Raw genomic sequence first — 20,429 nt, 5'->3', positions numbered from 1 at the left:
ATGTTCTGCGCTGGGAACCGCCCGATTCGAATGGCGGTGTGGGTGAGTACGTTGACCGACCCTTTGCTTAGCCTGATTGGCCCAGTTGCCTGTAGGCCAGGGTTGGTTGTTGAGCGCTGCTTCGGTCGTGCCCGCAGCCTCATACTCTACCGGGCCACTTACCTGGACAAGCCGGTTCTTGCTGTCGAATATGCACCCTTGGCGCTAGTAGAGCGGCAGGATGACGGGTCGTTGCACAGCATCGGCGATCTGGCCATGCTCTCTAAGGGAGCAAGCCGCTGGCAGCAATGGGCGATGCACGCCACAATCTGGACCGATGAAAGTGAGTCGCGGACGATGGGCAAGGGACGCAAAGTCCAGCCGGTCACCGGGCTCGATTTTCCCAACTGGTTCATCCTGCCGATCGAGAGGCCGACCATCACGTCGCTTGCCGAATGGGTCGGTGCTGGTGACACCGCTCGCCCGCTGGGCCGTTTCGCCGCCGCATCGCTGACGAGGGCGCTGGCGCGCGACATGCAGCTCACCCACCAGGCCAGGCGGGCAAATCTCAACATTTCGCCAGTCACGCTGTTTCAATGCGATCCGGACAAGAGCGTGACCTCCACGCAAGCGCTCGCCCCGCTGCCCGATGAATTCGGGCTGATGGCACCCAATATTTATAACCTTGGTATTCCGCGTCACTATGCGTCGCCGGAAATGCGCGACGGATCGGGTCGTTTGCCGGTCGGCAGCCTGTCTGACATTTATTCTGCCAGCGCGGTCATCGCCTATGCAATCAGTGGCGAGCCGCCGCCCGATTTTGCTGCCGGCATCGACCCTGCCCGCTGGCTGGCGGACCACCCGGTAGCGAGCCAACATCCGCCCGAGTTCCGCGCCGCCATCGCCGCTGGCCTTGCCGTACCGGCAAGGCAGAGACCACAAGATGTCGCCGAATGGTTCGTGGCATTCGACCTCGGGCCGATGCCCGGAACAGGCGACCTGCGGGCGGCTGGCTGGCAATGGACGGCAGACCACGCATCGGTCGCGATACCCGTGCGACCGTCGACTGACGGAGGCAACACGCAGGTCGATCCCGGGAACCGTCCGGCGACCGGCATTCTCGATGCCAATGGTGCGCTGCAAACCCCGATCAGGCCCATAGAACTTCCAACCGAGCAGCAGGGGCCGACTTCGGAATCCGAAACCGGTTCTGGCAGCGGATCGCTTGTGCGCGGTGCATTGCTGGGCTTGGGCGCAGCTGGGGTGGCGTTCGGCCTTGCAACATGGCTGTTCGAATCGATCGATCTTGGTCCTTATTGGCCCTATTGGAATGTGTATCGCAATGCGCTGGCAGCCGCGCTACTCGGCTTGTTCGCTGCCTTTGCGGCAATCGGGACGCGTGCGGCCAACAAGAGCCGACGCAGCGCATGGGCGGCTTTGGCGGTAGCCCTGCCGCTGGCTCTGTTCCTTGCGGTTGTGGCCGCCTCGGAACGGCCTGCGCTCCCAGCAAAAGAAGAGGAGGTAGATCCGCCGCCCGATGGGCCAATTCCAGTGGAGCCCGCACCTGACCTATCCGAACTGTCCCGCGACGGCGTGTTCGACCTTGGCGGCAAATGGATCGATCTTAACCTGTTCGCTGGCCGCTATCGCGCGCGTTCTGACGCTTGCTCTGAAAACGATCTGACACTTGATTTTGGCTTTGGCCCGGATGTTGAGGCCATGGCAGCACCACCTGCAGGTACGATGAGGGCGCAAATGCCCGATGGCACAATCTTCAATCTGGTGCTTACAAACACGACCTCAGGGTCACAGGCGGGTCAAGTCATCAGGCTTGAGGTCGGTAGTCTCTCACGAGGGGCGGATTCCCCTAACCGGTCGCAAGCCGCGCTAGACGCACTGCGCGCTTGGCGCAGCGCCAGCAGCCAGACCGTAGAATTTACGGTCAACTCGGTGGCTCTGCCCGGGGACAGCCGCGTCAATCCCAATCCGCCCAATCGGGCGATCCTCGTCCGCACGGGCAATGCGCTCTCGTTCGCCGTCGGTTATGAAGGCGATACCGCCTCGTTCGTTCCCGCCGACTTTGTCAAATGCGCTCCGCATATTTCCGAATGAGGAGGTGAAGAAGTGAGGCTGTTGCACGCGCAGGTTGCCGTCCATGTCACGCTATTCGCGCTCACGGCATTATTGCTGACGCCTCAGCCCGTCGCAGCACAGGATGCCGAACAGTCTGCCTGGCTGCGCGTGACCGACTGCGCGGCTCTCGCCAACTTTCGCAGCCGCTTCCCCAACAGCCGCTACGCCGGCCAGTTTTCCCGGATCCGGCAGGCTAATGGTCAACCCTGCCCACCGCGGCGCACAGCGCCTCGCGAGCCGCGCGTCGATACTGTGCCGCCGCCGCCACCTCCGCCGCCAACGATCACCTGTGACGCGCGCTGGACCACGGCCGATCGCCGCAATACTGCAACGGCTCTTGAGGATTTCGCCGGGCGCTGCCCCCGCCATCCCCAATGGAGCGAAGCATTGCGCCGCGCACGCGCGCTCAGAAATCCGCCACCGCCGCCGCCGCCCGTACTCACCGGATATGAGCTGGAACGTAGGGCTAATGCGGAATTTGCGAGCAATCGATTCGACGCCGCAAGAGAATTGTATAGGCAGGCGTGCTACGCATCCGCACCGTCAGCAAGCGCGTGCAATAACTATGCTTTCGAACTCGAGCGAAATGCAAACGATCTTCTGAGGACCGGGTCAGGGCAAGAAGTCCGCCAGCGCGCCGATGCCATTTTCGCGACTGCTCATATCAACTGGGCAAGGGGCTGTACGCTCCAAACGGATGCGATCAGGTGCGGAAATGCCTGGCTGACGGGGATCCAGCGGCCACGAGCCGAAGTTCCGGCCGCACAGATATTGGATTATCATCGCAGGTCCGGGCGCGGCGCCAATGTTGATTGTACCGAGTGGAAGGCAACATGGTGCGATGCGCTTGCTCGACTGTACGATGCCAGAAATGCAATGGCTGATCGTCCAATGACCAAGGCGTTGTATGAATCGGCATGTCGGAACAACTCTGCTTTGGCTTGTTCAAGCGCTGCCCTTGCTCATGCGCTTGATTATCAACCGGTCGGCAGTGCTATCTCCTATGACTTTGGCGCTGTGAGATACTTTTTCGATCGCGCTCCAGCAGCCTCCCGTGTCCCAGGGTCTGGGGGGGTCGACTGTAGCCGACATGCATTCCCATGCTTCGCCATTGCTTATGGCCTTGCCTATCCCTTGCGCTACCAGAACCAACCATTGCCCACGGCCAACCTGCCGTTGGCCCAGCGCTTCGCCACCGCCTCATGCGCGGCTGGGGATCATCGTGGCTGTAATCTCAAGGGCCGGCTAATCTGGGATAGTCGTACTTACTATCAGGCGCAAACGGCATTCGGCCATTTCGAAAATGCCTGCCGGGTGGGACGGGTGCCGGATGCGTGCAACAATCTTGGACTGGCGTACGAGCAGGGGTTCGGAATCCGGGCCAACCCGACCTTTGCCGTGCTGAATTTCCAGACGGCGTGCCAGATGGTGTCGGCGGATTGGCCCGGCGGGCCCAGTAACGGCAGGGCCAATGGCTGCTATAATCTGGGCAGGGCCTATCGGGATGGCATTTCTTTTGCTCGCAACCCCACTGCGGCGAATAGCAATTTCAACCTCTCCTGCAATCTGGGTCACCGTCAGGCATGCCAGATTGTCGGACGGCTACCTCCGGCGAGTTCAGTGCTGGGCGGTTCAACGGCCTCGAATTGAAGGTCGGTTGAGCGAATAGCGCACGTCTCCGTGGCTTGGCAGAGGTTTCAATGAACAACCCCGGGCACAGCGTCAGCGCGGAGCGCAATGAAGAATACGAGCGGGCGAAGGGATTCGAACCACAGCGCAGCGCGCCAGCGCGGAGCGCAATGAAGGACGCGAGGGGGCGAAGCCCGCAGCGCGATACAGTTTGACCAAAGGGAAAACTGGAGCGGGCGAAGGGATTCGAACCCTCGACCCCGACCTTGGCAAGGTCGTGCTCTACCCCTGAGCTACGCCCGCTCTGGCGTGTCGGAAAGACGGTGGCTTTGGCCTCCGCCGGGGACAGGAGGGGGCCAATAGCCGCGAAGGATGCACCGGGCAAGGGGGGAAAGCGCAATTTTTTGCGCGAGGTGGTTAAGCCCCTCTCCGGGGTTTGCAGCCGCGCTGCTTGACCCCATATATCGCTGCAATCGGATGCGCAGCGCGCGACTAGAGGGGAATCACTGGCCATGGCCACATTGGGTTTGAGCGCCGAAGACCAGCAGGCAGTGGCGCAATTCAGGGCGGACGTCGTCGAACCGTCGATGACCAGCCTCGTCATCCTCGACTTCTGGGCCGAATGGTGCGGCCCGTGCAAGCAGCTCACCCCGGTGCTGGAAAAGGTGGCTGCCGACTATGCCGGCAAGGGCGTGGTGCTGCGCAAGATCAACGTCGACGACAACAAGTTCATCGCCGCGCAATTCCGCATCCAGTCGATTCCCACCGTCTATGCGATGTTCCAGGGCCAGCCGGTGGCCGATCTCACCAACGCCCGCACCGAATCGCAACTCAAGGGCCTGCTCGACCAGATACTGCGCCAGCTTCCCGTGGCCGGCGCCGATGCCCAGGCGGAGCAGGAAGTCGAGCCGCTGCTGGCCATGGGCGAAGAGGTGCTGGCAGGCGGTGAGGCGGAGCGTGCAGCCGGCATCTTTGCCCAGATCGTCGAAATCGCACCGACCAGCGCGCCCGCGCACGCCGGCCTTGTCCGGTCGCTGGTGGCGCTGGGAGACTTCGACCAGGCCGACGCCGTGCTGGCATCGCTGCCAGAGGATGTGGCGAAGGATGCGGCGATCGGCCAGGCGCGGTCCGCTCTCGCTCTCGCCCGCAACGCCCCGCCGCCCGGAGAGATGGCGCGGCTCGCTGCGGCGGTCGCCGCCAATCCCGACGATCACCAGGCCCGGCTCGATCTCGCCGGTGCCCAGATCGCCGCGGGTCAGCGCGATGCCGCCGCCGACAATCTGCTGGCCAGCATCGCCGCCGATCGCGGCTGGAACGATGGCGCCGCGCGCACGCGCCTGCTCGAACTGTTCGAAGCGGTGGGGCTGGAGGATGACTGGGTCAAGGCGCAGCGCCGCCGCCTGTCGGACATATTGTTCGGCTGATGGCGGGCAAGCGCGTCTCGGTCTTCCCGCTGGCGGGTGCGCTGCTCTTCCCGGGGCTGCAATTGCCGCTGCATCTGTTCGAGGAACGCTACCGCGCGCTCGTCTCCGATGCGCTGGCGCGCGACCGGCTGATCGGGATGATCCAGCCGCGCGAGGCCGAACTGCAGCAGGGCCGCCCGCCCGGCTATCGCGGCCCCGCGCTGTTCGACGTCGGCTGCCTCGGCCGCATCGCGGATGTCGAGGCGCTGGAGGACGGCCGCTTCAATGTCATTCTCGAAGGGCTCAACCTGTTCCGCATCGAGCGCGAACTCGACGTCACCACCAAGTTCCGCCAGTTCGAAGTGACCATGCTCGATCCGCCGCCCTTCACCGCGCTCGCGTCCATCGAGCGGGCGGCGCTGGAGAATGAGGCCAAGCGCTTCGCCATCTGGCTTGGCTATCGCGTCGACTGGGATGGCGTCGGCCAGCTCGACGACGCCACCTTCGTCAACGCCATCGCCCAGATCGCCCCCTTCGACGTCGCCGCCAAGCAGGCACTGCTCGAAGCCCCGGACCTCTCCAGCCGCTCCGAACTGCTCGTGCAACTGATGCGCTTCGCCGCAAGCAGGCGTGACCCCGACGATAACCGGGCGACGCTGCAGTAACGTCGAAATTTGGGGGGGCGCAGTTCCTCGCATTTAGCCGTCATTGCGAGCGCAGCGGGACGCAGTCGGCCAACGGCCAACCAATCCAGAGTCGCGTAGCGTCGCCCTGGATTGCTTCGCTGCGCTCGCAATGACGAACGAATTTCCGATACGTACGACCGGATTCGCCCCCCTTACCGCCCCTTCCAGTTCGGCTTGCGCTTCTCGGCAAATGCCGCCGCGCCCTCGCGTGCGTCTTCGGATGTGAACACCGGCATGATCATCCGGCCCTGCTTCTCCCACATCTCCTCCTCGCCCCACAGCCGCGATTCGGTGATGATCTGCTTGGAGATGGCCACACTCAGCGGGCCATTGGCGGCGATGGTCTCGGCCAGCGCCAGCGCCGCGTCGAGCGCGGGGCCGTCGGTCAGCCGGTTGACCACGCCCAGTTCGTAGGCGCGGCTCGCCGTCATGAATTCGCCGGTCAGCGCATATTCCATCGCCACCCGCGCCGGGATCAGCCGGGGCAGGCGCAGCACCGCGCCGGCCGCCGCGACCAGCCCGCGCTTCACCTCGGGGATGCCGAACTTGGCGTCCTTGTTGGCCACGGTCATGTCGCAGGCCAGGGTAATTTCCATGCCGCCCGCCAGCGCATAGCCGTCGACCGCGGCGATCAGCGGCTTCTTCGGCGGCTTCTGGGTCAGCCCGGCAAAGCCGCGCCCCTCGACATGCGGCCGCTCGCCCTTGAGGAAGCCCTTGAGGTCCATGCCCGAACAGAAGGTGCCGCCCGCGCCGGTAATGATGCCGACGAACAGGCTGTCATCGGCATCGAGCCGGTCCATCGCCGCGGCAACCCCCTGCGCCAGCGCCAGATTGGCGGCATTCTTGGCCTCGGGCCGGTTCAACGTGACGATAAGCACATTGCCGCGCACTTCGGTCAGGACGGGGGTTTCTTCGGTCTCGGACATGGCTCTCTCCTCCATATGGTTTCACGCTTGCACAGTTGGTGGCTGTCTCAATCCCCACCAGCCCCAGATGGCCAGGCCAGCGCTGAGGATGGCGATCAAATCGAAGGCGAATTGCGCGTGCCAATTGTAGATCAGCACGCCGATGGCCGGCGCGATGATATAGGCCGCGCCGTTGATCGACGCGGTCTGCCCCGCCACCTGCCCCTGCAGCGGGCGCGGTACGGCCAGGCTCGCCCCTGCGGTAAAGCCCGGGCGGAACAGCCCGAAGCCCAGCATGGCGAGGCCGAAGCCGGTGCTGATCGCGGGCAGGGTGGTGGCGAAGCCGACCAGGAACACCCCCAGCGCGCCGATCGCCGATCCAGTGATCACCGCCGTGCGCGGGCTCATGTTGAGCAGCGGGATCAGCCCCCATTGCGCCAGCAGCGTCGCGATTGCGCCGATCCACAGCACATGCCCGGTCGGCTCGGCCGCCAGGTCCGGCGTCGCGCGTAGCCCCAGCCGGTCGAGGATCAGGAAGCCGACCACGCCCAATATCATCGCCTGCGCATGGCCGCCGACCAGCCCGGCGATGTTCCAGCCGCGCACGCGCGGGTCGAACCAGCCGATCCGCTCCGGCATTCCGCCATAATCCTCGGCGTCGAAATCCTCGCGCTCCTCCTCGCTCGCCGGGCGCGGCGCCGCGCCACCGGCGGCAGGGTAGGAACTGATCTCGCCCTTCACCTCGAAGCGCGGCGTATCGTCGGGCAGCGCCAGCCTGAGCGCGATCAGCACCAGCACGCCGACGCCGGCAAAGACGAACAGCGGCCCCGCCAGCCCCAGCACCGGCAGGATCAGATAGGGCGCCACCGTCGGGCCGATCACCGTGCCCAGCCCGAAGGAGGAGGCGACGAGGCTCAGCGCCTTGGTCCGCTCCGCCGCCTCGGTGCGCGCCGCGACATAGGCCTGCACCGCCGGCGGCGCCGCCGAACCGAAGCCGCCGTAAAGGCTGCGGAACAGCGCGAACAGCGCAAAGGTCAGCCCCGCACCGATCAGCCCTTCCAGCCCCGCCCACAGCACCAGCCCGCAGCACAGCATAGAGGTCAGGAATCCGGTGATGCCCAGCGCCATCAGCGCCTTGCGCCCGCGCTTGTCGGACTGGCGCGCCCAGCGCGGCGCGGTCACCACCCACAGCAGGGCGGACCAGGAGAAGGCGAGCGACACCCAGACATCGGCAATGCCCAGCTTCGCCCCCAGCGCCGGCAGGATCGACTGCATCGCCGTATTCCCGGCCGCCGCCACCAGCATCACCATGAACAGCACGGCAAGCCGCGGTGTCGGGATGGCGGGGGCAGGCGTCGCAGTCATAACGGCAATGGCCGTGCCATAAGGGGAGGGGGGAGGCAATCATGCATCCTCCCCCTTGGCCTACGGCACCTCTCCCCTTGCGGGAGAGGATAGACTTGGCTTGGCGGCTTTGCCGCCTAGCAAGTCTTGGAGAGGGGGGCGGCACAGAGCCGAGTGCAGTGCCGCCCCCCTCTCCAAGTTCCGGTAGCCAGCAAACCGGCAACCTCCACTATCCTCTCCCGCAAGGGGGAGAGGTGCTTGAAGCCGCTCGCCCATCGCCCTATCGCTCCCCCATCACGACGGAGAACCCCACCCCCATGGCACGACGCTTTTTCGGAACCGACGGTATCCGCGGCCTCACCAACGCCGCGCCGATGACGGCGGAGATGGCGATGAAGGTCGGCATGGCCGCCGGCGCGCATTTCCTGCGGGGGAGCCACAAGCATCGCGTCGTCATCGGCAAGGACACCCGCCTGTCGGGCTATATGCTGGAAAATGCGATGGTCGCAGGCTTTACCGCGGTCGGCATGGACGTGGTGCAGGTCGGGCCGATGCCTACCCCCGCCGTCGCCCTCCTCACCCGCTCGATGCGCGCCGATCTTGGCGTGATGATCTCCGCCAGCCACAATCCCTTCCACGACAACGGTATCAAGCTGTTCGGTCCGGACGGCTACAAGCTCTCCGACGAGGACGAGATCGCGATAGAGGCGCTGATCGAGGCTGCACCGGTGCTCGCCCAGCCCAACGACATCGGCCGCGCCCGCCGGATCGAGGATGCGCGCGGCCGCTATATCCATGCGGTCAAGGCCAGCCTGCCCGAAAGCGTCCGGCTCGACGGGCTCAAGATCGTCATCGATTGCGCCAATGGCGCCGCCTACAACACCGCGCCCACCGCGCTGTGGGAATTGGGAGCGGAAACCATAGCCATCGGCGTCACCCCCAACGGCCGCAACATCAACGACAAATGCGGCTCGACCCACCCCGAAATGCTCTGCGAAACCGTGGTCGCCAGCGGCGCCGACATCGGCATCGCGCTCGATGGCGATGCCGACCGGCTGATCGTCGTCGACGAACATGGCACCATCGTCGATGGCGACCAGATCATGGCCGCGCTGGCCTTGAGCTGGGCACGGGCAGGTCGGCTCACCGGCGGCGGTCTCGTCGCCACGGTCATGTCCAACCTCGGCCTCGAACGCCGCCTCGCCGCCGAAGGGCTGCGCCTCGAACGCACCAAGGTGGGGGACCGCTATGTGCTCGAACGTATGCGCGAAGGCGGCTTTAACGTCGGCGGCGAACAGTCGGGCCACATGATCCTCTCGGACTATGCGACCACTGGGGATGGCACTATCGCCGCGCTGCAACTGCTCGCCGCGCTGATCGACAGCGGCAAACCGGCCAGCGATTTCCTCAAGCTGTTCGATCCGGTGCCGCAATTGCTCAAAAATGTCCGCTACCCCAAGGGCAAGCAGCCGCTCGACGCGGACAGTGTCAAAGCCGCCATCGCCGATGGCGAACGCGCGCTCGACGGCACCGGCCGCCTCGTCATCCGCCCCTCGGGAACCGAACCCGTCATCCGGGTGATGGCCGAAGGCGACAATGGCGACACCGTCACCACCGTGGTCGACCGCATCTGCGAGGCGGTGGAAAAGGCGGCGGCGTGAAACCGGAATTCGCCGCCCGCTTCCGCCAGGGCCTGCTGATCGGGCTGTTGCTCACGCTCGGCATCATCGCCAAGGATCTGTGGCTGGGCACGTTCGAAGGGCTGGACAGCCGCAAGGTCGGCACGTTGCTCGTTACCATGTTCATCGCCGCGCTGCTGTGGGCGTGGCTCGGCCGCTGGTTCGGAAGGAACACCGATGCTTGAGATGCGCCCCGATTGCGAACGCTGCGGCACCGATCTGCCCGCCCAGGCGCATGGCGCCTTCATCTGCAGTTTCGAATGCACCTTCTGCGCCGATTGCGCCGACGAACTCGACGAGCGCTGCCCCAATTGCGGCGGCGAGCTGATGGATCGCCCGACGCGGGCGAAGAAGCTGCTGGAGAAATATCCGGCCAGCACCGAACGGAAGCACAAGAGGTGATACGAGCGGCCATTCCCCTGACCCGTAGCCCTGGGCTTGTCGAAGGGCGCTTATCAGCACAGCGCCCTTCGACAGGCTCAGGGCTACGGACTTGTGGCAGGGGCATGCAGTCATGACCCCCCGCATCCTCATCATCGCCGGCTCGGACTCCGGCGGCGGCGCGGGTATTCAGGCGGATATCAAGACCGTGACCATGCTCGGCGGCTTCGCGATGACCGCGATCACCGCGATCACCGCGCAGAACACGCTCGGCGTGCAGGCGGTCCACCCCGTGCCCACCGACATCGTCCGCGCGCAGATCGAAAGCGTGGTCAGCGACCTCGGCGTCGATGCGATCAAGATCGGCATGCTCGGCAGCGCCGCCACCGCCGAAGCCGTGGCCGACGCCATCGGCGGCATAGAGGTGCCGGTGGTGTTCGATCCGGTGATGGTCGCCACCTCCGGCTCGGTGCTGGTCGATGCCGATACGGTCAAGGCCTTCGGACGGCTGATGGACCTGGCCTGGCTGACCACACCCAACCTGCCCGAGCTGGAGGCGCTGGGCGGAGAGGACGCGATCCTCGCGCATGGCTGCGCGCTGCTGGTCAAGGGCGGCCATGCCGACGGCGACCTGCTGATCGACCGGCTGCTCGGCGAATGGGGGGAGGCGGCGCGCTGGGTCGATCCCCGCATCGACACGCTCCACACCCACGGCACCGGCTGCACGCTGGCCAGCGGCATCGCCACCGGGCTGGGGCAGGGGCTGCCAATGGCCGACGCCATCGCCCGCGCCCGCGCCTTCGTCCGAGCGGCGCTTGAGGCCGCACCGGGCTTCGGCAGCGGCCATGGGCCGATGGGGCATCAGGCGGTGGTCGTGCGGGGGTTAGGCAGTGAAGGCTAAGCGAATCCGAGCTGGCTGGATGGCCCTTGCGGTTTTTGCGCTCTATGCATGTTCACCGGCCGCCGAGCAGCCTTTGGAGGTGTTGAGGCTGACTTCTTTCAGCGGATGGGGTGAGTCAGTAACGGTCGAACTTAGTCGCGATGGACAGAGCTATTATCAGACCGAAGATGTCGATAACCCGGAAAATGCCGGCCGGGGTTTACTGACAATGACACCGGAAAGGTTCGATGCCGTTGCGAGAGCGGTTCAACGATATCGCGCGGAAGGCAAAGCTGTTTCAACTATAACAGTTGATGATATTGTAAATGCAGGATGTTTGCCCGGCCAACCCTATGTTACTGATCAAGGCGGACTAACTATTGAGTGGAAAACTCGGCAGGACAGATTCGTTACCTCTGTAAATTTTGATTGCGATCCAGAACGCAACGCTGCAGAGTTCAACCGGTTAAAGAGGCTGTTCGAAAATTTGAATGTACCTGATCTTCGCGCAGTCGGTGCCGGTAACCAATGATCGTCGGCGTCGACGAGGCGGGGCGCGGGCCGTTGGCCGGACCTGTGGTCGCGGCGGCGGTGCTGCTGTGCAAGCCGTGGCCGGCGGGGCTCGACGATTCGAAGAAGTTGACCGCAAAGCGCCGTGCCGAGCTCGATTGCGCGATAAAGCGCCGCTGTCAGTGGGCGGTCGGCGTCGTCGACGTCGCCGACATCGACCGGCTCAACATCTTTGGCGCGACGATGCTGGCGATGACGCTGGCGGTCGAAGCATTATGCGCCAAACTCGGCTGCGATCCGCTCGAGGTGCTGATCGACGGCAATCTGACGCCGCACGGCCGGACGGCAGGCTGGCGCTGGCCGGCGCGAGCGATTGTCGGCGGAGATGCGCTCGAACCCTGCATTTCCGCCGCCTCGATCATCGCCAAACAGGCGCGCGATGCGATGATGGTGGAAGCCTGCGCCGCCCACCCCGGCTACGGTTTTGCGCAGCACAAGGGCTATGGCACCGCCGCCCATCTCGATGCGCTGCGCACCCTCGGCCCCAGCCCCCTGCACCGCCGCAGCTTCGCGCCAGTGCGCCAGATGGCGCTGCTGTAGGTCCTCCCCCGCAGGGGGAGGGGGACCATCCGAAGGATGGTGGAGGGGCACAGGCAGGGCAGCCCAAGGCCGAGCCGTTGCGCGTCACCGCACCTGCCCCTCCACCAGCCTCGTCATTGCGAGCGTAGCGAAGCAATCCAGGGCGTGCGCAAAACGCACTGGATTGTTTCGCTACGCTCGCAATCACGACTGGGGACGCAGACCGTTCTGCGTGCAGCCCTCATAAATTGCGATCGGTCCTTTTCTTCCCATCCGAGTCTTTTTCGCCACACCACTACCGGTTGAGTCCCAAGCTGCGCCCGCACCCCATCCCCTAGCGCGCGGACTCGCTTCGTTCGCATCGCATTAACCATTTGGCGAAACCTGCCGTTTACCAAGACTCTTGACCCCGGACTCCCGGGGATTCACACCGGAATCCTTGTGTTTTTAAGGGGCAGGTCATGGGTGTAATCGACAAGGTCAGGAGCCGTGCGCCTCAGGTGGCACAGCCGCTGTCGCTCGCGACAGGGGAAGGCCAGACAAAAAACGCTCTCCCGCTCGACACCATCCTCAAGGGCGATTGCATCGCCCGCATGCGCGAACTGCCCGCCGCGTCGGTCGACATGATCTTTGCCGATCCGCCCTACAACCTCCAGCTCGGCGGAGACCTGTTCCGTCCCGATGGCAGCCAGGTCGATGCCGTCGATGACGAATGGGACAAGTTCGACAGCCTCTCCACCTATGACCGTTTCACCCATGCCTGGCTGGCGGAGGCGCGCCGCATCCTCAAGCCCAATGGCTCGATCTGGGTGATCGGCAGCTATCACAACATCTTCCGCGTCGGCGCGGCGCTGCAGGATCAGGGCTACTGGATCCTCAACGACATCGTCTGGCGCAAGGCCAACCCCATGCCCAACTTCAAGGGCACCCGCTTCACCAACGCGCATGAAACGCTGATCTGGGCGAGCATGGGTGAAAATTCGCGCTACACCTTCAATTATCGCGCGATGAAGACGCTCAACGACGAGCTGCAGATGCGCTCGGACTGGCTGATCCCCATCTGCGGCGGTCAGGAACGATTGAAGCGCGGCGGCACCAAGGCGCATCCGACACAGAAACCCGAAGCCTTGCTCTACCGCGTCCTGCTCGCCTGTTCGAACCCCGGCGACGTCATCCTCGATCCCTTCTTCGGCACCGGCACTACCGGCGCGGTCGCCAAGCGGCTCGGCCGGCACTTCATCGGCATCGAGCGCGAGGACGCCTATATCGAGGTGGCTGAGGAGCGCATCGCCATGGCGCTGCCGCTCGACGAAAGCGCCTTGAAGACCATGCAGGCCCCCAAGGCCACCACCCGCGTCGCCTTCGGCACGCTGGTCGAAGGCGGGCTGATCCCCGCCGGCACCATCCTCACCGACGTCAAGCGCCGCTGGCAGGCCCATGTCCGCGCCGACGGCTCGCTGCTGTGCGGCGACATCACCGGTTCGATCCACGGCGTCGGCAAGACGCTGCAGGGCGCGCCGAGCTGCAACGGCTGGAGTTTCTGGCATGTCGAGACCAGCGACGGCCTGCGCGTCATCGACGCGGTACGGCAGGACTGGCTGCTGGCCAACGAGGCGTAGAGCGATTCCCTTCCATCGTCATTGCGAGCGTAGCGAAGCAATCCAGTGCGGTTTGCGCCAGCGCTGGATTGCTTCGCTTCGCTCGCAATGACGGTTAAGGAAGCAGCATGTTCGAACCCATAACCCCCGCAGATCTCGCCACCGCCACCGCAGACGCGCGCATCTACCTCCAGCCCGCCTGCTTCGTCGAACGCCCGCACGGCCTCGACGGCCGCTGCCTGCGCCTCGCCGATACGCTGCTGTGGTTCGCCGCCTGGCAGGTCTCGGTGCGCGAGCCCGGCGCCCGCGCCCGCGAGGCGCTCGTCCCGGTCGAGGCGATGGAGCAATGGCTCGCCTCCATCCCCACGCACCTCGCCGCCCGCGCCGCGACGCAGATCGCCGCCGTCGCCGCCCCGCGCCCTGCGCTCGCGCTCGGTCAGCGCACCGTGCGTCTCGCCGAACCGCAGATCATGGCGATCCTCAACGTCACGCCCGACAGCTTTTCCGACGGCGGCAAGCATGGCGATCCGGAACGCGCGGCCGCCGCCGGGGTCGACATGGCCGCCGCCGGTGCCGCGATCGTCGATGTCGGCGGTGAATCCACCAGGCCCGGCGCGCCGCTGGTGTGGGAAGGGGACGAGATCGAGCGCGTCGTGCCGGTGATCGAGCGCCTCGCCCGCGCCGGCGTCGCGGTCAGCGTCGACACGCGCAAGGCCGGTGTGATGGAAGCCGCGCTCGCCGCCGGCGCCACCATGGTCAACGATGTCGCAGCGCTCGCCTATGACGATCGCGCCATCGCCGTCGTCGCCAGGGCCGGCTGCCCGGTGGTGCTGATGCACGCCCCCAGCCAGACCAGCGACCCGCACGACCTCTCGAAGCTGCCCGGCGGCAGCTATGTCGACGCCGCACTCGATGTCTTCGACTGGCTCGAAGCCCGCATCGCCGCGGTGGTCGCCGGCGGGGTGGCGCGGGACAGGATCATCGTCGATCCCGGCATCGGCTTTGGCAAGACCGTCGAACAGAATCTTCGCCTTATCAATGCGTTACCGCTGTTTCATGTGCTCGGTTTTCCGCTGCTGTTCGGTGCCAGCCGCAAGCGCCTGATCGGCGCCATCGACGGCGAAGCCGAGGCCAATGCCCGCCTCGGCGGCTCGCTCGCCCTGGCGCTGACCGCCGCGCAAGCCGGCGCCCAGCTCCACCGCGTCCATGATGTAACGGAAACCCGCCAAGCGCTCCGGGTCTGGCGCGCCAGCCGCGATGCCGCGCTGACGCGGATGTGACAATCAAGACATCCTGATCATTGTCCGTTTGCGCAAATAATGCTTTCAAAGTAGGATTTTTATTCATATCCCAACATCAAGGAGGAGATTTTCATGGTTCCAGATTTGTTGGAAAGCTCGATCGCCGATCTTGTGAATAGCCAAGCAGAGGCTCTTGAGGATAAACTTAATTGCGATATTATTTTCTACAATGGAAATATATATCCTCACTACTTTAGATTTTTCCGGAATTTTGTCGAAGAGGTCAAGAAAAAATCTACCAGACAGGAAAGCAGGATTGGAGTTGTTTTGAGAACTGGAGGCGGCTCTGCTGAAACAACCGAGAGAATGGTAGGTGTGCTTAGGCAACATTTCGACGAGGTAAATTTTATTGTCCCCGACGTGGCTATGTCTGCTGGCACGATATTTTGCATGTCGGGCGATAGGATATATATGGACTATGCTTCAAGCCTTGGGCCCATCGATCCACAGGTCCCTACCCCTGATACTGGTGATTATGTACCGGCCTTGGGTTATTTGGATAAAGTGAACGAGATAACAAACAAAGGTGATCTCTCGCCGGCGGACGTAGTTTTGTTGAGAAGCATTGATTTGGCAAAGTTGGCATTGTTTGAGCAAGCAAGGGATTTGTCTGTCGATCTTTTAAAAAAGTGGCTTGTAACATTCAAATTCAAGAATTGGACGCACCATCGAACGACTAATGTTGGTTCGCCTGTGACGCTCGAGGAGAAGGAGGCTCGAGCAGAGGAGATCGCGCGAGAGTTGGCCAATCACAAGCGCTGGCGCTCCCATGGTCGCAACCTCGACATCTCCAAGCTCTTACAGCTTCGTATCGAGATCGACGATTATTCTAACGACGCCGAGCTGACGCAAGCCATACGTGGCTACAACGATCCCTTAACCGGCTACGTCGATAGGATGTCACTTGCCTTCTATCTTCACAATCGCCATGTGCCGTTTTGAGAGGAGCCCACCATGAGTCTGACTGACAAGGTTCGTGAGCTACTTGCTGCTCATGAGGATGCCGTACCTTCGAACGCACTTGCAAAGGCGGAGCGACTCGCTGAACGGTTTTCGGATGTGAAGCCAACTCCATATGTTGTGCCAATCGAACGTTTTGTGGGCATGGCCGTGCAACAGAACGCCGGAAAGATTTAGATTGCAATACAGACTGTTATCGCAGGCGACGCAGGGGTAGTTTGACGTTTAACGAGGCTTTGACACTTCGCCTATCGGTCGTCTGTTGAACGTAGAGGCACTTACAAAGTCATGTCTCTGAACGATTGCTCAGAGCGTATACCCCCCATCCGCGACCAGCACCGCCCCGGTCACACTCGCCGCCGCATCGCTCAGCAGAAACGCAATCTGCCCGGCAATTTCCTCCGCGCTGGCATAGGCTCCCAGCGGCGTCGCCGTCTTCGCCATCGCCGCGATTGCCGCCGCGCGGGAGCCTTCGCTGGCGACCAGCTCCTCGAAGAAGGGCAGCCCGTCCCAGATCGGCGTATCCACCCCGCCGGGCGCGATGGCGTTGACGCGGATGCGGCGCGGTGCGCCCTCCAGCGCCGCCACCCGCACCAATTGGATCACTCCCGCCTTCGACGCACCATAGGCACTCGTCCCCGGCTGCGCCTTGGTCGCCGCGGCAGAGCTCAGCGCCACCATCGCCCCGCCGTCCGTCATCGCCCTTAGCGCCGCGCGCATGGTCAGGAACGCGCCGTCGAGATTGACCGAGAGCGTCCGCCGCCATTCGGCGAAGTCGAGCGCGGCAATCGCCCCGCCGCTCGCCACCCCGGCGTTGATCACCGCCCCGGTCAGCCCGTCGAGCGCTGCCGCCAGCCCTTCCCACAGCGCCTCGTCCGCGACGTCGCCGCACGTGAGCGTCGCTCCGGCAAACGCGGGCGCAATGGCGTCGAGCCCGTCCTGGCTGCGGTCGACCAGGATCAGCCGATGGCCAGCCCCCGCCAGCAACCGCGCGGTGGCAAGGCCGATCCCCGATGCGGCGCCGGTGATGAGAGTGGTGTGCATGCAAGGGCCTTAGCGTGATCTGGTTGCCCGATCAAAATCCGTAGCCCTGAGCTTGTCGAAGGGCGCTTCTCAAGCCCAGCAAATCGCCTTTCGACACACTCAGGTCTACGATCCCTTTCGCAAGCCCCTCACGCCGCCGTGTCGATCCCCAGGTCGGCCAGCTTGCGATACAGGGTCGATCGGCCGATCCCCAGCCGCCGCGCCACTTCGCTCATCCGGCCGCGATAATGGCCGATGGCGAGGCGGATGACGTCGGCCTCGATGTCGGAGAGCGCGCGCAAATTGCCGTCGCTGCGATACAGCGTCACGCCGATGCCGTCGCCCGGCATGGTGTTGGCCAGCCCCATGTCCTCGGGCGCGCGGGCGCGCTCGGCGGAAAGGCCGGGGAAGTCGGAAAGGCTGAGCTGCGGCCCGCTGGCCCGGCTGGCCGCGCGCACCAGCGCATCGTGCAGCTGGCGGACATTGCCCGGCCAGGTCCAGCTCGACAGCGCGGTGACCAGCTCCTGCGAGAGCGACAGGCTCGCCATCCCCGGCCAATTCTCCAGCCGCGCCAGGAAATGGCGGGCAAGGCTGGGGATGTCGACCCGCCGGTCGCGCAGCGGCGGCAGCACCACCTCGGCGACACCGATCCGCGCCAGCAGATCCTCGCGGAAATGCCCGTCGCGCGCGCGCTGCTTCAGATTGGCGCTGGTGCAGGCGATGAACCGCACGTCCACCGGCTGCGTCCCGCTGCCGCCATAGGTCTGCAGCGCCGGGGTGGCGAGCAGCTCGGCCAGCCGGGCCTGCACATCCATCGGCAGCCGCTCGATGCGGTCGAGGATCAGCGTGCCGCCATCGGCCTTGGCAATCTCCCCCACCCGCCGCTCGAAGGCGCCGGCGAAGGCGCCGCGCTCATGGCCGAACAGCAGCGGCCCGATCATCGCCTCGCTATGGTGGCCGCAATCGACCTGCACCAGCGGGCTGCGCGGCCGGAAACCGGCATGATGGATGGCAGCGGCGACTAGCGCCTTGCCGGTCCCCGGCTCGCCCTCGACCAGCACCGGCACGCGCGTGCGCGCGGCCTTGGCGGCAATCGCCAGCGCAGTGCGGAAGGCGGGGGTAGAGCCGATGATTTCCTCGACCGAAAGCGGCGCTGCAAATTTCTCGGAAAGCGGCCGCAGCTCGTGCGCAAAGCGCGGCGCGATGCCATGGTCCAGCGCATGGTGCAGCCGCTCGGCGGTCAGCGGCTTGTCGAGGAAGTCGGTGGCCCCGGCGGCGATGGCCGCCAGCGACGGCCCGCGCACGCCGGGCTCGCCCAGATAGAGTATCGGCAGTGACGGCCGCCAGTCGCGCATCGCGGATATGGTCTCGGCCAGGCCCAGCGGCGCGCAGCGCCCGTCGATCAGCACCGCATCGAGCAGCAGCCCGTCATGCGTGCCCAGCGTGGCGATGGCGCGTTCCAGATCAGGGGCGAACAGTGTCCGCCAGCCGCCCCGCGCCGCCAGCGAGGCGAGAAAACGGCAGTGCGCCTCGTCCCTGTCGACGAGCAGCAGCATCCGGTCTCCCTGCAATGTCGCCACCGAAATCCCCTTGTACCACTGCGTCTGGCAGCCGCCGCCCTCCGGCCCGGACAGCGCGGATAGCAGGCGGGGGTAAAGGCGGGCTTAATCCTGTTTTGGCCGCACCCTTCCGCCCTTGCCTGATTTCGCATCGCTGGGTTAAGGGATGGTGCATCGGAACAGATACGAGCGGTGCCACGCACCGCCGCAACAAGGGAAACCGGCCAATGGCGCACAACGACATCAGCGAAGCCAGATCGACCTACGAAAGCTTCATCAGCATGGCCAAGGTCAGCACGGTCATCATCGCGCTGGTCGTCGCCTTCGTCGTCGTCATCATCCAGTAAATCGAAAAGGCAGCCCAGCCCATGAAGATCGCGGTCCTCGCCGAAACCACCCCCGGCGAGCGCCGCGTCGCTGCGACTCCCGAAACGGTCAAGAAGTTCATCGCGCTCGGTAACGATGTCGCGGTGGAGGCAGGGGCGGGCGCGGGCGCCGCCATCGCCGATGCCGATTTCGCCGCGGCCGGGGCCAGCGTTGCCGATCGCGCCGCGACCGTGGCCGGCGCCGACATCCTGCTCGGTGTGCAGGGGCCGGATCCCGCCAGCCTCGCCGGCGTCAAGTCCGGCGCGTGGCTCGCCGCCGGGCTCAACCCCTTTGGCGAACGCGCCCGCGTCGATGCCTATGCTGCGCTGGGGATCGAGGCGCTGGCGATGGAATTCATGCCGCGCATCACCCGCGCGCAGTCGATGGACATCCTGTCCAGCCAGGCCAATCTCGCCGGCTACAAGGCGGTTCTGGAAAGCGCCAATGTCTATGGCCGGGCCTTCCCGATGATGATGACCGCCGCCGGCACGGTCAGCGCCGCCAAGGTGTTCGTGATGGGCGTCGGCGTCGCCGGGCTGCAGGCCATCGCCACGGCGCGGCGCATGGGCGCGCAGGTCTCGGCCACTGACGTCCGCTCGGCGACCAAGGAACAGATCCAGTCGCTCGGCGCCAAGCCGATCTTCGTCGAAAGCGTCGCGGGGATCGAGGGTGAGGGCGCCGGCGGCTATGCCACCGAAATGTCGGACGAATATAAGGCCGCGCAGGCGGAGCTGGTCTCGGGCCATATCGCCAAGCAGGACATCGTCATTACCACCGCGCTGATCCCGGGCCGCGCCGCCCCGCGCCTGATCAGCGACGCCCAGATCGCGACGATGCGCAACGGCAGCGTCATCTTTGATCTCGCGGCGGAAAGCGGCGGCAATGTCGAAGGCTCGGTGCCCGGGGAAACCGTGGTCAGGCACGGCGTCTCGATCATCGGCGCCAGCAACGTCCCCGCCACCCTCGCCGCCGACAGCTCGGCCCTCTTCGCCCGCAACCTCTACAACTTCCTCTCCGCCTTCTGGGACAAGGACGCCGGCAAACCGGTGCTGGATGAAGAAATCGGCACCGCCATCCGCCTGACCCAGGACGGCAAGGTGGTCAGCGAGCGGTTGCTCGCCTAACCAAACAGACCCCCCAGGTCCTCCCCGGAACGGGGAGGGGGACCATCCGCAGGATGGTGGAGGGGCATGAGCACCGCCTCAAAGGGTTCGCGCAGAGGCGCAGAGATCGCAGAGACGGAGCGCCAAAGCAGGTTCGCGCCAAGCCGCCAAGAGTGCAACCCAATCCGCGAAGCGGCTGAATCATCCCCGCTCGCCCGCCACGCAGCAGCCACAGCACGAAATCCGCCTCGCCGCCAAACACACCTTCTTGGCGACTTGGCGTCTTGGCGCGACCCCTTTTCAAAGCACCAACTCTGCGATCCACCACGCCTCCGCGCCTCTGCGCCTCTGCGTGAAAAAAAGCGCAGCAAAACACACCATCCGCATCGGCATACCATCCTTGACAAAACG

Annotated in this window: 20 protein-coding genes and 1 tRNA gene; 16 read left to right on the top strand and 5 right to left on the bottom strand. The window is 64.9% G+C overall.

Annotation, left to right across the window (positions count from 1 at the left end; translation table 11 throughout):
• Window positions 1-30: 30 nt before the first annotated feature.
• Both AC0QC4_RS16070 and AC0QC4_RS16065 read left to right on the top strand, forming a co-directional pair.
• Window positions 31-2,091 (top strand): serine/threonine-protein kinase, encoded by a 2,061-nt coding sequence (locus AC0QC4_RS16070; RefSeq protein ID WP_483661122.1) that lies wholly within the window; start codon window positions 31-33, stop codon window positions 2,089-2,091.
• A 12-nt stretch (window positions 2,092-2,103) separates the two neighbouring features.
• The gene (locus tag AC0QC4_RS16065; RefSeq protein ID WP_483661120.1) at window positions 2,104-3,762 is read left to right on the top strand and encodes a tetratricopeptide repeat protein; all 1,659 of its coding nucleotides are present in this window, start codon (window positions 2,104-2,106) and stop codon (window positions 3,760-3,762) included.
• A 207-nt stretch (window positions 3,763-3,969) separates the two neighbouring features.
• Here the strand turns inward: AC0QC4_RS16065 and AC0QC4_RS16060 are convergent.
• Window positions 3,970-4,044, bottom strand: a tRNA-Gly gene (locus AC0QC4_RS16060).
• 209 nt (window positions 4,045-4,253) lie between these two features.
• Between AC0QC4_RS16060 and AC0QC4_RS16055 the strand changes: the two genes are divergently transcribed.
• Together AC0QC4_RS16055 and AC0QC4_RS16050 are read left to right on the top strand one after the other, a co-directional pair.
• A complete protein-coding gene (locus AC0QC4_RS16055) occupies window positions 4,254-5,165 on the top strand; it encodes a tetratricopeptide repeat protein (RefSeq protein WP_483661118.1) in 912 nt (303 codons plus the stop codon).
• A complete protein-coding gene (locus AC0QC4_RS16050) occupies window positions 5,165-5,809 on the top strand; it encodes an LON peptidase substrate-binding domain-containing protein (RefSeq protein ID WP_483661116.1) in 645 nt (214 codons plus the stop codon). The genes AC0QC4_RS16055 and AC0QC4_RS16050 overlap by 1 nt, the downstream gene beginning before the upstream one ends.
• 173 nt (window positions 5,810-5,982) lie before the next feature.
• Here the strand turns inward: AC0QC4_RS16050 and AC0QC4_RS16045 are convergent, their stop codons facing one another.
• Window positions 5,983-6,756: a crotonase/enoyl-CoA hydratase family protein gene (locus AC0QC4_RS16045; RefSeq protein WP_483661114.1), complete on the bottom strand. Its 774-nt coding sequence runs from the start codon at window positions 6,754-6,756 to the stop codon at window positions 5,983-5,985.
• A gap of 21 nt (window positions 6,757-6,777) precedes the next feature.
• Complete coding sequence (locus AC0QC4_RS16040) at window positions 6,778-8,100, bottom strand: MFS transporter (protein ID WP_483661112.1); 1,323 nt, start codon at window positions 8,098-8,100, stop codon at window positions 6,778-6,780.
• A gap of 296 nt (window positions 8,101-8,396) precedes the next feature.
• On the opposite strand from AC0QC4_RS16040, the gene glmM reads away from it, so the two are divergent.
• From glmM to AC0QC4_RS15990, 10 genes are all read left to right on the top strand, one after another.
• Window positions 8,397-9,740, top strand: coding sequence for a phosphoglucosamine mutase (glmM, locus tag AC0QC4_RS16035; RefSeq protein ID WP_483661110.1), 1,344 nt, complete (start codon window positions 8,397-8,399; stop codon window positions 9,738-9,740).
• Window positions 9,737-9,943, top strand: a complete 207-nt coding sequence (locus tag AC0QC4_RS16030; RefSeq protein ID WP_483661108.1) for a hypothetical protein — start codon at window positions 9,737-9,739, stop codon at window positions 9,941-9,943. The genes glmM and AC0QC4_RS16030 overlap by 4 nt, the downstream gene beginning before the upstream one ends.
• The gene (locus AC0QC4_RS16025) at window positions 9,936-10,160 is read left to right on the top strand and encodes a DUF1272 domain-containing protein (protein WP_483661107.1); all 225 of its coding nucleotides are present in this window, start codon (window positions 9,936-9,938) and stop codon (window positions 10,158-10,160) included. Before AC0QC4_RS16030 ends, AC0QC4_RS16025 begins: the two co-directional genes overlap by 8 nt.
• A 112-nt stretch (window positions 10,161-10,272) precedes the next feature.
• A complete protein-coding gene (gene thiD, locus AC0QC4_RS16020; protein ID WP_483661106.1) occupies window positions 10,273-11,040 on the top strand; it encodes a bifunctional hydroxymethylpyrimidine kinase/phosphomethylpyrimidine kinase in 768 nt (255 codons plus the stop codon).
• A gap of 19 nt (window positions 11,041-11,059) precedes the next feature.
• Window positions 11,060-11,551: a hypothetical protein gene (locus AC0QC4_RS16015; protein WP_483661104.1), complete on the top strand. Its 492-nt coding sequence runs from the start codon at window positions 11,060-11,062 to the stop codon at window positions 11,549-11,551.
• Window positions 11,548-12,129, top strand: a complete 582-nt coding sequence (locus AC0QC4_RS16010) for a ribonuclease HII (RefSeq protein ID WP_483661102.1) — start codon at window positions 11,548-11,550, stop codon at window positions 12,127-12,129. The genes AC0QC4_RS16015 and AC0QC4_RS16010 overlap by 4 nt, the downstream gene beginning before the upstream one ends.
• Before the next feature lie 440 nt (window positions 12,130-12,569).
• Window positions 12,570-13,727, top strand: coding sequence for a DNA methyltransferase (locus tag AC0QC4_RS16005; RefSeq protein ID WP_483661100.1), 1,158 nt, complete (start codon window positions 12,570-12,572; stop codon window positions 13,725-13,727).
• 107 nt (window positions 13,728-13,834) lie between these two features.
• Window positions 13,835-14,986 carry a dihydropteroate synthase gene (gene folP / locus AC0QC4_RS16000; RefSeq protein ID WP_483661099.1) on the top strand — a complete coding sequence of 384 codons (1,152 nt, stop codon included), beginning with the start codon at window positions 13,835-13,837 and terminating at the stop codon, window positions 14,984-14,986.
• A 93-nt stretch (window positions 14,987-15,079) separates the two neighbouring features.
• Window positions 15,080-15,949: an SDH family Clp fold serine proteinase gene (locus tag AC0QC4_RS15995; RefSeq protein ID WP_483661097.1), complete on the top strand. Its 870-nt coding sequence runs from the start codon at window positions 15,080-15,082 to the stop codon at window positions 15,947-15,949.
• A 12-nt stretch (window positions 15,950-15,961) separates the two neighbouring features.
• Window positions 15,962-16,144, top strand: coding sequence for a hypothetical protein (locus AC0QC4_RS15990; RefSeq protein ID WP_483661095.1), 183 nt, complete (start codon window positions 15,962-15,964; stop codon window positions 16,142-16,144).
• A 129-nt stretch (window positions 16,145-16,273) separates the two neighbouring features.
• Here the strand turns inward: AC0QC4_RS15990 and AC0QC4_RS15985 are convergent, their stop codons facing one another.
• The gene (locus tag AC0QC4_RS15985) at window positions 16,274-17,011 is read right to left on the bottom strand and encodes an SDR family NAD(P)-dependent oxidoreductase (RefSeq protein ID WP_483661093.1); all 738 of its coding nucleotides are present in this window, start codon (window positions 17,009-17,011) and stop codon (window positions 16,274-16,276) included.
• A gap of 128 nt (window positions 17,012-17,139) precedes the next feature.
• A complete protein-coding gene (locus AC0QC4_RS15980) occupies window positions 17,140-18,570 on the bottom strand; it encodes a sigma-54-dependent transcriptional regulator (protein ID WP_483661092.1) in 1,431 nt (476 codons plus the stop codon).
• Window positions 18,571-18,776: 206 nt separating this feature from the next.
• Here AC0QC4_RS15980 and AC0QC4_RS15975 point away from each other — a divergent pair, with 206 nt between their 5' ends.
• Window positions 18,777-18,896, top strand: a complete 120-nt coding sequence (locus AC0QC4_RS15975; protein ID WP_483661091.1) for an aa3-type cytochrome c oxidase subunit IV — start codon at window positions 18,777-18,779, stop codon at window positions 18,894-18,896.
• 21 nt (window positions 18,897-18,917) lie between these two features.
• Window positions 18,918-20,039, top strand: coding sequence for an NAD(P) transhydrogenase subunit alpha (locus AC0QC4_RS15970; protein WP_483661089.1), 1,122 nt, complete (start codon window positions 18,918-18,920; stop codon window positions 20,037-20,039).
• Window positions 20,040-20,429: the final 390 nt, after the last annotated feature.

Source organism: Sphingomonas sp. jy18 (genome assembly GCF_056931895.1).
This window is presented reverse-complemented; position numbering and strand designations above follow the sequence as displayed.

Bases quoted from the DNA above. Each gene is read 5' to 3' on its own strand.
- AC0QC4_RS15975 (WP_483661091.1), top strand. From the start codon at position 18,777: ATGGCGCACAACGACATCAGCGAAGCCAGATCGACCTACGAAAGCTTC.
- AC0QC4_RS15985 (WP_483661093.1), bottom strand. From the start codon at position 17,011: ATGCACACCACTCTCATCACCGGCGCCGCATCGGGGATCGGCCTTGCC.
- AC0QC4_RS16050 (WP_483661116.1), top strand. From the start codon at position 5,165: ATGGCGGGCAAGCGCGTCTCGGTCTTCCCGCTGGCGGGTGCGCTGCTC.
- AC0QC4_RS16045 (WP_483661114.1), bottom strand. From the start codon at position 6,756: ATGTCCGAGACCGAAGAAACCCCCGTCCTGACCGAAGTGCGCGGCAAT.
- AC0QC4_RS16070 (WP_483661122.1), top strand. From the start codon at position 31: ATGGCGGTGTGGGTGAGTACGTTGACCGACCCTTTGCTTAGCCTGATT.
- AC0QC4_RS16040 (WP_483661112.1), bottom strand. From the start codon at position 8,100: ATGACTGCGACGCCTGCCCCCGCCATCCCGACACCGCGGCTTGCCGTG.
- folP (WP_483661099.1), top strand. From the start codon at position 13,835: ATGTTCGAACCCATAACCCCCGCAGATCTCGCCACCGCCACCGCAGAC.
- thiD (WP_483661106.1), top strand. From the start codon at position 10,273: ATGACCCCCCGCATCCTCATCATCGCCGGCTCGGACTCCGGCGGCGGC.
- AC0QC4_RS16015 (WP_483661104.1), top strand. From the start codon at position 11,060: ATGGCCCTTGCGGTTTTTGCGCTCTATGCATGTTCACCGGCCGCCGAG.
- AC0QC4_RS16055 (WP_483661118.1), top strand. From the start codon at position 4,254: ATGGCCACATTGGGTTTGAGCGCCGAAGACCAGCAGGCAGTGGCGCAA.
- AC0QC4_RS15995 (WP_483661097.1), top strand. From the start codon at position 15,080: ATGGTTCCAGATTTGTTGGAAAGCTCGATCGCCGATCTTGTGAATAGC.
- AC0QC4_RS15990 (WP_483661095.1), top strand. From the start codon at position 15,962: ATGAGTCTGACTGACAAGGTTCGTGAGCTACTTGCTGCTCATGAGGAT.
- AC0QC4_RS16025 (WP_483661107.1), top strand. From the start codon at position 9,936: ATGCTTGAGATGCGCCCCGATTGCGAACGCTGCGGCACCGATCTGCCC.
- AC0QC4_RS16005 (WP_483661100.1), top strand. From the start codon at position 12,570: ATGGGTGTAATCGACAAGGTCAGGAGCCGTGCGCCTCAGGTGGCACAG.
- AC0QC4_RS16010 (WP_483661102.1), top strand. From the start codon at position 11,548: ATGATCGTCGGCGTCGACGAGGCGGGGCGCGGGCCGTTGGCCGGACCT.
- glmM (WP_483661110.1), top strand. From the start codon at position 8,397: ATGGCACGACGCTTTTTCGGAACCGACGGTATCCGCGGCCTCACCAAC.
- AC0QC4_RS15970 (WP_483661089.1), top strand. From the start codon at position 18,918: ATGAAGATCGCGGTCCTCGCCGAAACCACCCCCGGCGAGCGCCGCGTC.